The following is a 14,400-nucleotide window of genomic DNA, read 5'->3' on the forward strand; positions in this document are numbered from 1 at the left end:
TTTTAGACAATTAACAATGAGCAATTAACAATAGCGCCCGAACAAATTACTCATCGTCCACTGCTAATTATTCATTGAGTACTAGACTTTCACCGCGATTATCTCCTTGATGTCGGCAATAATTTTCTGGGCCAAGTGCTCGGCCGTAGCATTAGAATCCGATTCCGCATAAATACGAATGATGGGCTCGGTGTTCGATTTGCGCAGGTGCACCCACTCTTTGTCGAACTCTATTTTCACACCATCAATCGTGTTGACGGGCTGCTTGGCGTATTTCTGCTCCATGCGGGCCAGCACGTGGTCGGTGTTGATATCCGGCGTCAGCTCAATCTTGTTTTTCGAGATGTGGTAGCTGGGATAGGACGCCCGCAGCCGCGTCATGGTCAGGCCCGACTTGGCCAGGTGCGTCAGAAACAAAGCAATGCCCACCAGCGCGTCGCGGCCGTAGTGCAGCTCCGGCAGGATGATGCCGCCGTTGCCCTCGCCGCCAATCACGGCGTTGGTTTGCTTCATCATCTTCACCACGTTCACCTCGCCCACCGCGGCGGCGCTGTACTGTCCGCCGGCGCGCTCTGTCACGTCGCGCAGGGCGCGGGTGCTGCTCAGGTTGCTCACGGTGTTGCCGCCGCCGCGCTGCCGAAGCACGTAGTCGGCTACGGCCACCAGCGTATATTCCTCGCCGAACATCTCACCGTTTTCGCACACGAGCGCCAGCCGGTCCACGTCGGGGTCCACCACAATGCCGAGGTCGAAGCTGCCTTTCTCCAGCACCTTAGCTATGTCGCGCAGGTTTTCGGGCAGCGGCTCGGGGTTGTGGGCAAAGTCGCCGGTGGGCTCGCAGTGCAGCTTCTCAATAATCCCTACCCCCAGCATCTCCAGCAGCTGCGGCACGACCACGCCACCCGACGAGTTCACGGCATCGACCACCACCCGGAAATTGCGGGCCCGGATGGCGTCCGCATCCACGAGCGGCAGGGCGAGAATGGCCTTCAGGTGCTTGTTAATAAAGCTCGTATCTAGACTGTACTGCCCCAGCTTGCCGACGGGCGCAAAATCGAAGGCCTCGCTCTCAGCCAGGGCTAGCACCTGCTGCCCTTCTTCCTCCGAAATGAACTCACCTGCGTGGTTGAGTAGTTTGAGGGCGTTCCACTGCTTGGGGTTGTGCGAGGCGGTGAGGATGATGCCGCCGGCCGCTTTTTTGGCGGGCACAGCCATCTCCACGGTAGGCGTGGTCGAGAGGCCCAGGTCTACCACGTCGAGGCCCAGGCCTTGCAGCGTGGCGCTCACCAGGCGGCTCACCATCTCGCCCGAGAGCCGGGCGTCGCGGCCCAGCACAATCAGGCCGCGGCCCGCGTTTTGGGGACTTTGGCTTAGCGCCCAAGTGCCGTAAGCCGCCGCGTAGCGCACCACGTCCAGGGGCGTCAGGCCTTGTCCGACTGGGCCCCCAATGGTGCCCCGAATGCCGGAAATAGATTTTATAAGCGTCACGAGAGCGTAATTGTAGAAAGACAAAAGTAGGCACAATACCGCCTCACCTCTGTATAGCGTGGTCGTTTTAGGCCCGACCAGCCGCCTTAAAAATGCTGGCCGGCGCCGGCCTTATCTTTGAGAGCCGACTTCCCTTCTTATGGAAAATATCCCTACCCCCCCTGCTTTGCTCCAAGCCGCCCGGCGCCCCGCTCAGCTCGCCGCCTTTGGCCGGCTGCTCGATGTGCTCGACCGCCTGCGGCAGGAATGCCCCTGGGATAGGAAACAAACCCTTCAAAGCCTGCGCCACCTCACCATCGAGGAAACCTACGAAATCAGCGACGCCATCCTGCGCGACTCACTGCCCGACCTGCAAAAAGAGCTGGGCGACGTGATGCTGCACCTTGTTTTCTACGCCCGCATCGCCGCCGAGCAGGGCGCCTTCGACATCGCCGACGTGCTCAACGCGCAGTGCGAGAAGCTCATCTTTCGCCACCCCCACATCTACGGCGACGGCAGCGTGCAGGCCGACGACGAAGCGGCCGTGAAGCGCAACTGGGAGCAGCTCAAGCTCCAGGAAAAAGGCAGTACCGGCGGCGTGCTCGGCGGCGTGCCCGTTTCCCTACCCGCCCTGGTGAAAGCCATGCGCATTCAGGAGAAAGCCCGCGGCGCGGGCTTCGACTGGGAAGAGCCGGCTCAAGTCTGGGACAAGGTGCAGGAGGAGCTGGCCGAGTTCGGCGCCGAGTACGGCCACGGCCGTCCTACCCCCCCCGAGCAGGCCGAACGCGCCGCCCAGGAATTTGGCGACCTGCTTTTTTCACTGGTCAACTTCGCCCGCTTCGCTGGCATCAACCCCGAGGAAGCGCTGGAGCGCACCAACCGTAAGTTTATCAGCCGCTTTCAGTATCTGGAAACCGCTGCTGACGCCGCCGGTCAGCGCCTCGCCGACCTCACCCTGAGCCAGATGGATGCCTATTGGGAGCAGGCCAAGCGCGAAGCCGCTACCTCAACAGCTAAACCGGTTGCGAATATTTAACGTTGTTGCGCCTTAAGTGGCAGCTTAGCAGTAAAAACGCGGTTTTATTGATTGCCTTGCCGTTTTTTTGGCTGGCCGCTGGTTTTTGGCTAGGTTTGTCCGGCAACTGAAAGAGTTAGTTTAGCTCAGAGCGGCTGACTGCAACCCCCGGCTTGCCACAAGCCTTGCCGGGCCCCTGTTTTGATATAAACTTTTCCTGAAATTGTCCGGTTTGGCAGCGCCAACCAATTTTTTGCTTTTTCTTTACCCACTCAACTCAACTACTTTTCACCCACACCCCCAAACACTCCGGTACAATGGAACAGAAAAATGCCCTGAATACGAGCCCTCGGCCCGCTGCTTCGGCCCCTCTTACGCCGGTGCCTTCTTCCAAGAACGCCGACGCCCAAAGCAGCGGTGGCGCCTCGCTGTTCTCCGTCCTGGTTATCATCTTAGCCTTTGTTGTCAGCATTATTGTCTATAAATTCGTGCTGGGCGACCCCAGCCACTTTCAGGGCAATGACAGCAAAAACAACCCTAATCCTGGCGACTACCTCGGAATTGTGTACAAAGGCGGGGTTATCGTGCCGATTCTGATGACGATGCTGCTCTGCGTTATTACCTTCTCAATTGAGCGTCTGCTCACCATCAGCAAGGCCAAAGGCTCCAAGAGCATTGAGGCCTTCGTGCGCACCGTGCGCCAGCGCCTGAACCAGAACGATGTCAACGGCGCTATTGCCGCCTGCGACCAGCAGAAAGGCTCGGTGGCGAACGTAGTACGGGCTGGCCTGAACAAGTACCAGGAAATGACCCGTGAGCGTGGCATGAACACCGACCAGAAAGTGCTGGCCATCCAGAAGGAAATCGAAGAGAGCACTGCCCTGGAGCTGCCGATGCTCGAGAAAAACCTGGTTATTATCTCTACCCTGGCTTCAATTGCAACGCTGGTAGGTCTGCTCGGCACGGTGTTCGGCATGATTAACGCCTTCGCTGCCCTAGCCCAGGCCGGCACACCCGATGCCGTCGCCCTGGCCAACGGTATTTCGGAGGCCTTGATTAACACGGCCCTCGGTATTGGCACTTCGGCTCTGGCCATTGTGGCCTACAACTACTTCACCAGCAAAATTGACGAGCTGACGTACAGCATCGACGAAGCTGGCTTCAGCATCATCCAGACGTTCGCGGCCCAGAACCAGAATCAAACGCAGAGCGCCGCTACCACGCAGGTGGTCTAGCTATTAGCTAACTGTTGGGGGTCAGTTAATGGTTTAAGCTGGAGTAACTGGAATGAGTCACTAATATTTATTTCCTACCCCCCTAAACCAACTGCATGACTCTGACCGCTGGCTGCTAGACAAGGATGCACTAAAACACGGGGAGCGTCGTTTAAACGACGTTCCCTTTTTAACCTACCTCGCAATGCCCAAAGTAAAACCGCACCGCACCTCGCCGTCGCTGGACATGACGCCGATGGTGGACCTGGCTTTCCTACTAGTGACTTTCTTTATGCTGACGACTAAGTTCGCCCCGGAAGAGTCAGTGGTAGTTGATACGCCCTCGTCGATCTCCGAGTTGAAGCTGCCGGAGAATAACGTTATCACCCTGACGGTCGACAAGGATAAGCGCGTATTTTTCGGCGTTGATGCCAAGCAGACCAAAATTCAGGCCCTTCAAAAAGTAGGCGCTAAGTATGGCGTCACCTTCACGGCCGAGCAAACCAAGGAATTTGGCAACCTGCCTAATTTCGGAGTGCCCATCAACCAACTGGGCTCCTACCTGAACATGAGCAAAGAAGAGCGGGCCCAAGTTAACAAAACTGCGAAAGGTGTGCCATTCGACTCGCTTAATAACCAAGTAATTGACTGGGTACTAGAATCCCGGCGCGCCAACCAGGCTATCTTTAAAAAGCCTACCTACATTGCCGTCAAAGGCGATGGCAATGCCGATGTACCGACTGTGCAGCAGGTAATCAAGATTTTGCAGGAGAAGGACATCAACCGCTTCAATCTGATTACGGACATGGAAAACAAGCCCGTGGCAGCGCAGTAGAGCGGTGCTGCTGTAATTGGCTTGTTGATCTTTAAAGTTATTTGTCACTTACTAACTGAATAATTCCTATGGCAGAAATTCAACCGAAAGGCGACTCCGGTGGCAAAGGAGGGAAGAAGCGAGCCAAGAAAATGTCAACCAAGATTGACATGACGCCAATGGTCGACTTGGCCTTTTTGCTGCTCACCTTCTTTATGCTTACTACGACCTTTGCTAAGCCCAACGTGATGCAGCTCACGATGCCGGTTAAGAAAACCGACGATGTGGAAGACACCAAAATCAAAGCCTCGCAAGCCATGACCATTATTATGGGCAAGGACAACAAAGTGTACTACTACTTTGGGCTGAACACGCCAAGCGACAAGTCAGTGGCTAAGCCGGAAATCAAGGTGACCAACTATTCGGCGGGTGGTATCCGGCAGGTGGTGCTGGAGCGGCAGCGGCAGGCTGGGGGCGCGGAAGACCGGCTGCCCATCATCCTGATTAAACCAACTGAGGACGCCAAGTACCGCAACATGGTCGACATTCTGGACGAGATGAACATCACGAATCAGAAGAAATACGCGCTGGTTAAGATTGCGAAAGACGACACCGAGCTTATTAAAGAATCTGCATTATGATGGACAACGCGCAAATCGCCGCGGCGAGCCTCAATGACATTGTCTTTGAGGGGCGAAACAAACTGTATGGCGCCTACGTACTCCGGCGGCTCTATCAGCGCCACGTGACGCGGGCGCTGATTATTGCTACGGCCATTTTCTCGCTGCTCGTGTTTTTCCCGCTCATCGCGCAGCTTATTAAGGACAAGCTGCCGAAGGAAAAGCCCAAAATGCTGCAAGAGAACGTGCTGATGGAGGCGCCTCCCCTCGACGATACCAAGCCTCCGCCCCCACCCCCGCCCCCGGAGGCCCCCCCACCCCCGCCGCCCAAGCTCACGACCATCAAGTTTACCCCGCCGGTGGTAAAGAAGGATGAGGAAGTGAAAAAACAGGAGGTGCCTGACCAGGAAGAGCTAAAGGAAAAGACCGTAGCTACGGTGACTGTACAAGGCAACACCGATGCTGTTGACTTGTCCGAGCTGTCCGGTGAAGGTAATAAAGTGGTGGAAGAGGTGGTAGAAAATAAGGTCTACACCTACGTAGAGCAGATGCCGGAACTGCCTGGCGGCGGCGGCAACGCAGCTATCGTAGCGGCTATCCAGAAGGCTACCAAGTATCCGCCGCTCGCCCTGCGCAACCAAGTGGAGGGTCGCATCTTTGTTTCGTTCACGGTAAACTCGCAGGGTGATGTCTCGGATGTTAAAGTGGTAAAAGGCTTGGGTTCCGGACTGGATGAGGAAACGATCCGGGCTGTGAAAACGCTGCCCAAGTTTGTTCCAGGCAAGCAGAATGGCCGTTCAGTAAGCGTGTCATTCACCGTGCCGATTACCTTTAAGATTCAGTAATCATTCCGGCTCACTTTTAGGAACCCCGAATCAAGCACCGTCTTGGTTCGGGGTTTTTCATGACCTAAAGGTTAGTGCCTGCATGGCATTTCGTACTATACCAGCACTGGCCACTAAATAAAAGCACTTGGTCAGCGTTGAGGGGGGTAGGGCTGAAAGCACGGCGCTACTAGCTCATTCTCAGTGGAGGTCAGTTATCTGAACAAATTGACGATGGTTTTTCGTTACAAGGCCAACCCTACAGTTTTGCCATGCTTAATATGCCGACTACTGAAGAACGACTGGGACATTCACCACAGCGACTGGTGCGTTGGTTTGTGCTGTTTATGTCGCTACTCTATATTATCCTTGGAGTGTGGCTCTGGGTAGGCGCTAGTCACCCCAGTGCTGCTGGCGCCCTACTACCCCTCAACTCAACGGCAAGGCAGTTGCTGGGAGCCGTGTTTTTCGGTTATGGGGTGTTGCGCTTTATTCGGACGTATCGCCTCCACTTTCGGAAATCACCAAGTCCACCTAACTCTTCTACCCTGCATGAAGCTCGCTAAGCAAACCTTTTTGAGGGCGTTGAGCTTGGGAGGCGCCATCTTCATGGCTGGCACTTTGCCGGTGGGCTTGGGCAGCTGCCAATCCGATTCTAACGGAGCTACTGATACACCAACGGCTGGTACCGTAGCAATCGGTGTGGACGAAACTTTCGCTCCTATCCTGCAAGCCCAGTCGGACACGTTTCAAAAGCTCTACCCCAACGCGCACTTGCGTATCAGCTATCAGCCCGAGGAAAATGTACTGCTGGACCTGATTAATGATAAAGTCAAACTGGCCATAGCAGCACGGGAGCTAAACGCCGAGGAGCTGGCGGACCTTGCCAAGCAAAGAATTACAGCCCGCACGACGCGCATCGGTATCGATGGCCTAGCCATTGTAGTGAATCGCACTAACCCTGACTCTCTGCTGACGGTAGCCCAGTTGCGCGATATCTACACGGGCAAGACCAGCCAGTGGAGCCAGGTGAGCGGCAAAAAGGCACTAGGTGCCATCAACGTAGTGTTTGATGCCAACCGCAGCAGCACTGCGCGCTTTGTGCGCGACTCGCTTACGCGGGGCGTCCCCCTCACAACCAGGGTGTTTGCGGCCACCTCAAACCCCGCCTTGCTCGACTACGTTGCGACCCACCCGGCAGCCATTGGCATTGTAGGGGTCAACTGGATTTCCGACCAGGATGACCCGGCAGCCATGAAGTTTTTGAGCAAGGTGCGGGTAGCCAGCATCACGGCCCGTCCGAATCCGAAACCAGCCGACTATATTCAACCGTATCAGGCCTATCTGGCGGAGAAAACACCAGCTCAATTGGCTGAACATACTGAATTACAGAACTATCCCCTCCGCCGCAGTCTGTACGTCATTAGCCGGGAAGCGCGGACGGGCTTAGGCACGGGCTTTGCATCTTTCGTAGCTGGAAAGAACGGTCAGCTTATCTTTCAGAAGTCTGGTCTTCTTCCAGCACAAATGCAGGCCCGTATCATTACCACGCCCAAGCTCTAATTAGCGACGGCATTCTCCTTCACTTCGTCTCACCAATCACTTTCTCATGAGTTTCAAGCCCTGGAAAAAGCCGTTGTTAGCCGCCCTAGCTTTGGCGGCCGGCACCTCGACTGCCATCGCCCAAAACGTACCCGCCGCCCAGAAGGCTATCGAACTGGAGCGCTACAATCAGGCGCGCGCTTTGTTGCGCAGTGATTCTTCTCCCGAAGGCTATTACGAAATGGGCCGCCTGTATGAGTTGCGCGATATGCCCGACTCCGCTGCCTTCTACTTCAATCGCGCCGCTGGCTCCTCGCCCGTGGGGCAGGTAGCCGCCGGCCGGGCGCTACTGGCGAAAGGCCAGAAATCGGCGGCGGAAGCGCAGTTTGATGCGGCCATGAAGTCCACCAAGAACAAGGACACGCGCATCCTGACCCTGATTCAGCAGGCGTATGGCGAGTCGGATGTAAAAGATATCTCAAAGGCCGTAGGGTACTACACGGCGGCGCAGGGAGCTTCTAAATCGCCACTGACTGACCCCGCACTGCTGGTAGCCCGCGGCGACGTATATCTGCACTCCGACACCGGCGGTGGCGAAGCTATGTCGAGCTACGACCGTGCCACGGCGGTTAACTCCAACTATACCCGCGCTTTCTTCCGCAAGGGTGTGCTGAGTGTGCGCGCCCGCAACTTCAACGCAGCCCGCGAAAATTTGGAAAAGGCTATTCAGATTGAGCCTACCTACGCGCCCGCGTATCGGGAACTGGCTGACATGTATTTCTACGCCGGCAAATACGATTTGGCACTCACTAACATTAAGAAATTCAGTGAGCTAGCGGAGCCTTCAACTCGTACCGATGCGCAATACGCGTCGTTTCTGTACTTGACCAAAAAGTATCCTGAGGCGCTGGAGGCCATCAGCAAGGCCCTGGCTAAGGAGCCTGGCAACCTGACCATGAACCGCCTGAAGGCTTACACTTTGTATGAAACTGGCGACTATGCAGGGGCAACTACGGCAATGGATGCTTATCTGAAACTGGTGCCGGCCGACAAGGTGCTGCCAGAGGATAAAGTGTATCAGGGCAAAATTCTGATTAAGGCCGGCCGCGCCGATGAGGGTATCGCCTTGATCGAAAAAGCCGTCAGTGGCACCACTGACCCGGCGAAGGCCTGCGACCTGCGTAATGATTTGGCTTCGGCTTACATTGCCAAGAAAGACTATAAGAAGGCTATTTCGACTATTAAAGGGAAGTTCGCCAACGCGGCCTGCAACGCTGACTTGACTGACCAATTCCGTCTGGCTTCGGCTTACAGCAGCGCCAAGCAGCACCCCGCCGCTGACAGCGTGTTCAACATCATTCAGGTGGCCAGGCCCACTTACGGTCCCGGCTATCTGGCTCGCGCCAGTAATATTGCCAACTTGGACCCTGATGCAAAGAAAGGTTTGGCTAAGCCTCACTACGAGAAATATGTTGAGCTTTCAAAAGCAGAAGGCGCTGACCCAGCTAAGTTCAAAGCGGGCCTGGTAGAAGCCTACGGCTACCTGGGCGTCTATAACTTTCAGAAAGGCGACAAGGCGACGGCCCTGACGAACTTTGAGCAGGTGTTGGCGCTTGACCCGGACAACAAGGGCGCCGCCAATAATATTAAGATTCTTAAAGCTCCCGCCCGTGCTGCTCCCAGCAAGGCATCAGCTAAGAAAAATTAAGCGTCTTATTTGCAAAAAAGCCCCGCTGCATCATGCAGCGGGGCTTTTTTATGGAGCCAATCCCTACCCCCCATTTTTCACTTAAGCCGACGCGGCCCAGGCTTCCCAGGCAGCGAGTCCGGCCGCAAAATCAGCGGGCAACTCAGCCTCGAAATGCAGCTGCTCGCCCGTAGTGGGATGCACAAAACCCAGTGAGCGGGCGTGCAGCGCCTGCCGAGGCAAGAGCTGAAAAGCGTTTTCGACGAAGGCCCGGTAAGCGCCGGTTGCCTGACCAAACCGAATTCTGTCGCCGCCATAGGTCGCATCCGAGAACAGCGGGTGCCCGATAAACTGCATGTGGGCCCGAATCTGGTGGGTGCGGCCGGTTTCGAGACGGCACTCCAGCAGCGCTGCGGGCCCGAAGCTGCGCAGCACCTCGTAGTGCGTTACGGCGGGCTTGCCCTGCGAGCCATCCGGGTACACGGCTTGTACCTTGCGGTCGCGCAGGCTGCGGCCAATGTGCCCGGTGATAGTGCCTTTGACTTCCTTGGGGGCGCCCCAGACCAGCGCCAGGTAGCGGCGCCGCACTGTGTGGTGAAAAAACTGCTGCGAGAGGTGCGTCATAGCCAGCTCGGTTTTGCCAATAACCAGCAGGCCCGAGGTGTCTTTATCGATGCGATGAACCAGTCCAGGCCGGATTTCGCCGTTGCGGCCCGTGGGCAGGTTCTGCAGATGATACGCCAGGCCGTTGACCAAAGTACCTTCCCAATTGCCGTAGGCCGGGTGCACCACCAGGCCAGCAGGCTTATTGACGATAAGCAGCTGCTCATCCTCGTACCGGATGTCGAGGTCCATAGCCTGCGGAATGACCTTATCGTCGCGCGGTGGCTCGGGTAGCGTGATGGTAATTAAATCGCCGGGCTTAATGCGATAGTTGGGCTTGACACTGCTCCCATTCACTTGCACCGAGCCGGCGTGAGTAGCAGCCTGAATCTTGGTGCGGGAAGCATTGGGCAGCCGGTTCAGCAGAAACTTATCCAGCCGCAGCAGCTCCTGCCCCTTATCCACCCGGATGCGATGGTGCTCATACAGCTCGTCGCCACCTTCCGACTCGAAGTCATAATCGGGGCTGGCGTCCGGGGGGGGGGTAGGAAATGTTGTCATGGCGCTTCGAGAAGTGATACGAAAAAAGCCGGGACGCAGGTCCCGGCTTAACTTTTAGGCACTAAAGAGTGGCTGCCTTACTTCGACTTGGTTTTGCTCTTCGAAGGGGCGGGGGCCGCCGGCCGCGGAGCCGACGCAGCAGCAGCCGGGGCCGCGTTGCGGGCCGTGGGAGTGATACCCATCTTCTTCAGAATCAAATCCGAGATATCACCGTCTTTGGGCCCATGCAGGAGCAGCGGGCTATCGCCATCGGAGTTGAGCACGTAGGTGTAACCGTTCTCGTTCGCTACGACGTCAATGTTCTTTTGCAGCTTCTCCAGGGCTGGTTTGAGCAGCGTCTGCTGCTTTTGCTGCAACGACTGCTCGGCGTTGCGCTGAAACTCCTGAATGGACTGCTGCTGGCTACTCAGGTCTTTCTCGCGGTCCGCCTTCACTACGTCACTCATCGCTCCGGCCGACGCCTTCTGATAGTCGGCCACATCCGACTGAAACTTGGTGGTCTTGGTCTTGAGTTGCGCTTCGAGCTGCCCGCTGTAGGTTTTCAGCTCAGATTCAATCTGCTTGCTTTCGGGCATCTGGCTGAGCACGTATTGCACGCTAGTATAGGCAATCTTGAGCGGACCAGCCGTGGTAGCAGCCGGGGCTGCAGTCTGCGCCTGCGCGCCCGAGGTGGCCAGCGTTGCAGCAGTTAGGAAGGCGGCAGCCAGTGCCAGGCGGAAAGATTTAGTGGGGTTCATCAAAAAAGAAATAGTCATTCGAGAAAAAGTAACACTGCAAAATTAGTTATTCCTGGTCTTTGCCGGCTTGCGACCCCCGGACTTCGCAGGCTTGGCCGGCTTGGCTCCTGTAGCCGGCTCAGGCTGACCTGAATCCGACTCGAACGCGCCATCAGTGGGTGTCTTGGGGGTAGCGACGGTTTTGACCGACCCTTTAGGTCCAGGCTGATTCTGGTCTTCGGAGGCCAGGCCCAACTCCTCCAGCACAAACTCCGTGTAGTCGTGAGCCGGGTTGGTATAGAGCATCGTCAGGTCCCCGGATTTGTCAAAGATAATACCGAGCTGTTTCTTCTTAGCTACCTTCTCCATAGCCTCAAACACCTGGTCCTGCACCGGCTTGTTCAGCTCCTGCCGCTTCTTGAAAAGCTGCCCCTCGTAACCAAACATCTTGTTCTGGTAGGTTTTGATTTCCTGCTCTTTAAGTAGAATTTCATCCTGCCGCTTCTTCTTCATGGCCTCCGTCAAGACTACCTCTTCGGCCTGGTAGTTCCGATAAAGCTTGTCGCGGTCCTTCTGCTGGACTTCAATTTCCTTCTGCCAGGTCTGCGACAACGTTTCCAACTCCTTCTGCGCCTGCGCGTAGGCTGGCATCTTGGTCATGATAAACTCGGAGTCGACGTAGCCGAACTTTTGCGCCATAGCGGCGAGCGGGCCGGCAAACAGTCCGGCGGCTAAGGCCAATCCGGCAATCAGCTTTCTCATACGCTATATCAAGCAAAAAACGCCGCCCGACAGTTCCGCGCTACCGGATTTGCTGCCCGATGATGAAGTGAAACTTACCAAACTCCTGCTTGTCACCAGTTCCCGGAAACGGCACCACCTTGTCGAAGCCGTACCCATAATCGAAGCCCAGCAGGCCAAATGCGGACATGAAGATGCGGGCCCCTACCCCCGCCGAACGGTAGAGCCTGTATGGATTATACTCCTGGTAGCTGTTTACGGCATTGCCGGCCTCAGCAAAAGCGAGCACATATACCGTGGCCGCCGGATTAAGACTAACCGGATAACGCATTTCCATCACGTATTTATTGTAGGCGATGCCACCAGCCTGCCCTTGCTGGGCAGTAGGAATGGCATACGCCTCATTCGGGTCGGCGTAGCCGCGCAAACCCACGTAGTCGGTGCCAACTATGAAGTTGCCGCCACCGCCGTAGCCCAAGCCCGCGCCGCCCATCTTAAACCGCTCGAAAGGGCCGTAGGCGCGGCCAGGATTATAGCGGCCGATAAAGCCGAAGTGGGCGCGGGTGTTGAGCACCAGTTTGCCCACGATGGGCGTAAACCACGACGCGTCGAACATCCACTTGTGAAACTCAATCAGCTTGTTGGGGTCAGCCTTATCGTTGAAGCGCGAGTAGGGCGGGGTCAGGCTTAGGCTTAGGCTTAGCGACGAGCCCCGGCGGGTATAGGTCGGGTTGTCGATGCTGTTGCGAGCCAGCGTGGTATTGAAAGTAATATTGTTGGCAAAACCCGTGGTAAAACCTGGCAGCAAGGTGTAGTTCTGCGTTTCGTACTGGCTAAACGAAAGCGAGTTGCTGAGCGTGAAGTAGTCGTCCGGCACTCGCAGCTGCCGGCCCAGGCCCAACGTAGCGCTGTTCACCTTGATAAATTGCTGCGAAGCCCGGTTATCACCAAGCGCCGAGCCGCCAAAGCGTGAGACGCTGCGGTTCAGGCTGAACGAGAACGAGTTGGGGCGGCGCCCGCCGAGCCAGGGCTCGGTAAATGAAAGCGAATAAGACTGGTATTGCAAGCCGTTGGCCTGGATGTTAAGGGCCACGCGCTGCCCGTCGCCGCCCGGCACCGGCGTCCAGTTCTTGAAGTTGCCGGCCTTGCGCATAGAGAAGTTGTTGAACACCAGGCCTACCGTACCGATAAAGCCGGCGTAGCCGCCCCAGCCGCCGGAAAGCGTAATCTGGTCCGAGGGCTTCTCGACCACGGTATAGTTGATATCTACGGTGCCATCGACGGGATTTGGCACCGGCACCATCCCGATTTTTTCGGGGTCGAAGTAGCCGAGCGTGGCAATCTCGCGCTGCGAGCGGATGAGCAGCTCGCGGTTGAACTTGTCGCCGGGCAGCGTGCGCAGCGTGCGCCGCAGCACGTGGTCCGAGGTCTTGGTATTGCCAGCGATATTGATATCCTTGATGTGGGCCTGCACGCCTTCTTCCAGACGCATCTCGATGTCAATTGAGTCGCCTTCTACCTTAGTCTCGACCGGCTCGATGCGGAAGAACAAGTAGCCATCGTTCATGTAGAGCGAGGTGATATCCTGGCCCGTAGGATTGTAATTCAGGCGCTTATCCAGCGTTTCTTTGCTGTAAGCGCTACCCGACTTAATACCCAGCACATTGCCCAGGGTGCGGCTGTCGTAGAGGTAGTTGCCGCTCCAGGTGATGTTGCGGAAGAAGTATTTGCGGCCCTCATCTACTTTAATAGCCAAGGTCAAGCCCTGGGCATCGCGCGTGAGCGTATCCGAGACGATGATGGCGTCGCGATAGCCTTCGCCATTATAGAACTCAATCAGCTTTTCCTTGTCCTCTTCAAACTCCGATTTTTGAAATTTGCCGGCGGTCAGGATTTTCCAGGGCTTGCGCTCCTTGGTTTTTTTAAGCTGCCGCTTGAGCTTGCGGTCTGCAAAGGCTGTGTTGCCCTCGAAGGCAATGTCGTGAATCCTCACTTTGCTCCCGCGGTCCACCTTAATAACCAAGGCCACGCTGTTCGATAAGGCCGAATCAGCGCGCTGGGTAATAGCTACTTTCGTGTCCAGAAAACCCTTGTTAACAAAGTAGTTGCGCACCTGCGTACGGGCATTATTGAGCAGCGCATCGGTCACAACCTTACCGCGGATAAGCGTAATCTTCTTGCCGACTTCCTCGGCCTGCCCTTTGCGGATGCCCTCGAAGGTGAACTTGGAGAGCCGGGGGCGCTCCTTAAGGTTGAAATCCAGGAATATCTTGTCGCCCTCAGTGCGGGCAATGCCCACGCTCACATCGCCGAGGATGCCCTGCGTCCAGAGCTTGCGGATGGCTTTGCCGATTTCCTCGCCCGGAATGCTGATGGGGTCGCCCACGCGCAGGCCACTCAGGGCGATGAGCGTGTTGGGGTCGAGGTAGCGGGTGCCGCTCACCGTGACGCCGCCGAGCACGTAACGCTTGGGTTCATCGGCGCCGGGGGGGATAGGGGCTTGTTGAGCCTGCACCGGCGGTGCTAACGCGCCAAGCAGCAACGCTATACCAATCAACCAGTTAAAAATAGAATGACGCACAAAAAACAAGGTAAG

The 14,400-nt window shown here is 56.4% G+C and carries 12 protein-coding genes; 7 read left to right on the forward strand and 5 right to left on the reverse strand.

Annotated features, from left to right (window positions below):
• Positions 1–81: 81 nt before the first annotated feature.
• The gene (glmM, locus tag ACFE70_RS14720; protein ID WP_375418524.1) at positions 82–1,488 is read right to left on the reverse strand and encodes a phosphoglucosamine mutase; all 1,407 of its coding nucleotides are present in this window, start codon (positions 1,486–1,488) and stop codon (positions 82–84) included.
• A 139-nt stretch (positions 1,489–1,627) separates the two neighbouring features.
• Here glmM and mazG point away from each other — a divergent pair, with 139 nt between their 5' ends.
• The 7 genes from mazG to ACFE70_RS14755 all read left to right on the forward strand — a co-directional run bounded on the left by mazG (position 1,628) and on the right by ACFE70_RS14755 (position 9,204).
• Positions 1,628–2,503 carry a nucleoside triphosphate pyrophosphohydrolase gene (gene mazG / locus ACFE70_RS14725; protein WP_375418525.1) on the forward strand — a complete coding sequence of 292 codons (876 nt, stop codon included), beginning with the start codon at positions 1,628–1,630 and terminating at the stop codon, positions 2,501–2,503.
• Positions 2,504–2,799: 296 nt separating this feature from the next.
• Positions 2,800–3,717, forward strand: a complete 918-nt coding sequence (locus ACFE70_RS14730; RefSeq protein WP_375418526.1) for a MotA/TolQ/ExbB proton channel family protein — start codon at positions 2,800–2,802, stop codon at positions 3,715–3,717.
• 184 nt (positions 3,718–3,901) lie between these two features.
• Positions 3,902–4,531: an ExbD/TolR family protein gene (locus ACFE70_RS14735; protein ID WP_375418527.1), complete on the forward strand. Its 630-nt coding sequence runs from the start codon at positions 3,902–3,904 to the stop codon at positions 4,529–4,531.
• Positions 4,532–4,599: 68 nt separating this feature from the next.
• On the forward strand, positions 4,600–5,151 hold the full coding sequence (locus tag ACFE70_RS14740; RefSeq protein ID WP_375418528.1) for an ExbD/TolR family protein: 552 nt from the start codon (positions 4,600–4,602) through the stop codon (positions 5,149–5,151).
• Positions 5,148–5,975 carry an energy transducer TonB gene (locus ACFE70_RS14745; RefSeq protein WP_375418529.1) on the forward strand — a complete coding sequence of 276 codons (828 nt, stop codon included), beginning with the start codon at positions 5,148–5,150 and terminating at the stop codon, positions 5,973–5,975. Before ACFE70_RS14740 ends, ACFE70_RS14745 begins: the two co-directional genes overlap by 4 nt.
• A 531-nt stretch (positions 5,976–6,506) precedes the next feature.
• Complete coding sequence (locus ACFE70_RS14750; RefSeq protein ID WP_375418530.1) at positions 6,507–7,517, forward strand: PstS family phosphate ABC transporter substrate-binding protein; 1,011 nt, start codon at positions 6,507–6,509, stop codon at positions 7,515–7,517.
• Positions 7,518–7,563: 46 nt separating this feature from the next.
• Positions 7,564–9,204 carry a tetratricopeptide repeat protein gene (locus tag ACFE70_RS14755; protein ID WP_375418531.1) on the forward strand — a complete coding sequence of 547 codons (1,641 nt, stop codon included), beginning with the start codon at positions 7,564–7,566 and terminating at the stop codon, positions 9,202–9,204.
• Positions 9,205–9,285: 81 nt separating this feature from the next.
• Here ACFE70_RS14755 and ACFE70_RS14760 read toward each other — a convergent pair whose 3' ends face one another.
• The 4 genes from ACFE70_RS14760 to bamA all read right to left on the reverse strand — a co-directional run bounded on the left by ACFE70_RS14760 (position 9,286) and on the right by bamA (position 14,385).
• Complete coding sequence (locus ACFE70_RS14760; RefSeq protein ID WP_375418532.1) at positions 9,286–10,347, reverse strand: RluA family pseudouridine synthase; 1,062 nt, start codon at positions 10,345–10,347, stop codon at positions 9,286–9,288.
• A 77-nt stretch (positions 10,348–10,424) separates the two neighbouring features.
• Complete coding sequence (locus ACFE70_RS14765; protein ID WP_375418533.1) at positions 10,425–11,102, reverse strand: OmpH family outer membrane protein; 678 nt, start codon at positions 11,100–11,102, stop codon at positions 10,425–10,427.
• A 24-nt stretch (positions 11,103–11,126) separates the two neighbouring features.
• Complete coding sequence (locus ACFE70_RS14770; RefSeq protein WP_375418534.1) at positions 11,127–11,825, reverse strand: OmpH family outer membrane protein; 699 nt, start codon at positions 11,823–11,825, stop codon at positions 11,127–11,129.
• A 40-nt stretch (positions 11,826–11,865) separates the two neighbouring features.
• Positions 11,866–14,385, reverse strand: coding sequence for an outer membrane protein assembly factor BamA (gene bamA, locus ACFE70_RS14775; protein ID WP_375418535.1), 2,520 nt, complete (start codon positions 14,383–14,385; stop codon positions 11,866–11,868).
• Between the last annotated feature and the right edge of the window lie 15 nt (positions 14,386–14,400).

Source organism: uncultured Hymenobacter sp. (genome assembly GCF_964243305.1).
GTDB lineage: Bacteria > Bacteroidota > Bacteroidia > Cytophagales > Hymenobacteraceae > Hymenobacter.

Coding starts and splice junctions, on each gene's coding strand:
- mazG (WP_375418525.1), top strand. CDS start 1,628: ATGGAAAATATCCCTACCCCCCCTGCTTTGCTCCAAGCCGCCCGGCGC.
- ACFE70_RS14730 (WP_375418526.1), top strand. CDS start 2,800: ATGGAACAGAAAAATGCCCTGAATACGAGCCCTCGGCCCGCTGCTTCG.
- ACFE70_RS14735 (WP_375418527.1), top strand. CDS start 3,902: ATGCCCAAAGTAAAACCGCACCGCACCTCGCCGTCGCTGGACATGACG.
- ACFE70_RS14740 (WP_375418528.1), top strand. CDS start 4,600: ATGGCAGAAATTCAACCGAAAGGCGACTCCGGTGGCAAAGGAGGGAAG.
- ACFE70_RS14745 (WP_375418529.1), top strand. CDS start 5,148: ATGATGGACAACGCGCAAATCGCCGCGGCGAGCCTCAATGACATTGTC.
- ACFE70_RS14750 (WP_375418530.1), top strand. CDS start 6,507: ATGAAGCTCGCTAAGCAAACCTTTTTGAGGGCGTTGAGCTTGGGAGGC.
- ACFE70_RS14755 (WP_375418531.1), top strand. CDS start 7,564: ATGAGTTTCAAGCCCTGGAAAAAGCCGTTGTTAGCCGCCCTAGCTTTG.
- ACFE70_RS14760 (WP_375418532.1), bottom strand. CDS start 10,347: ATGACAACATTTCCTACCCCCCCCCCGGACGCCAGCCCCGATTATGAC.
- ACFE70_RS14765 (WP_375418533.1), bottom strand. CDS start 11,102: ATGACTATTTCTTTTTTGATGAACCCCACTAAATCTTTCCGCCTGGCA.
- ACFE70_RS14770 (WP_375418534.1), bottom strand. CDS start 11,825: ATGAGAAAGCTGATTGCCGGATTGGCCTTAGCCGCCGGACTGTTTGCC.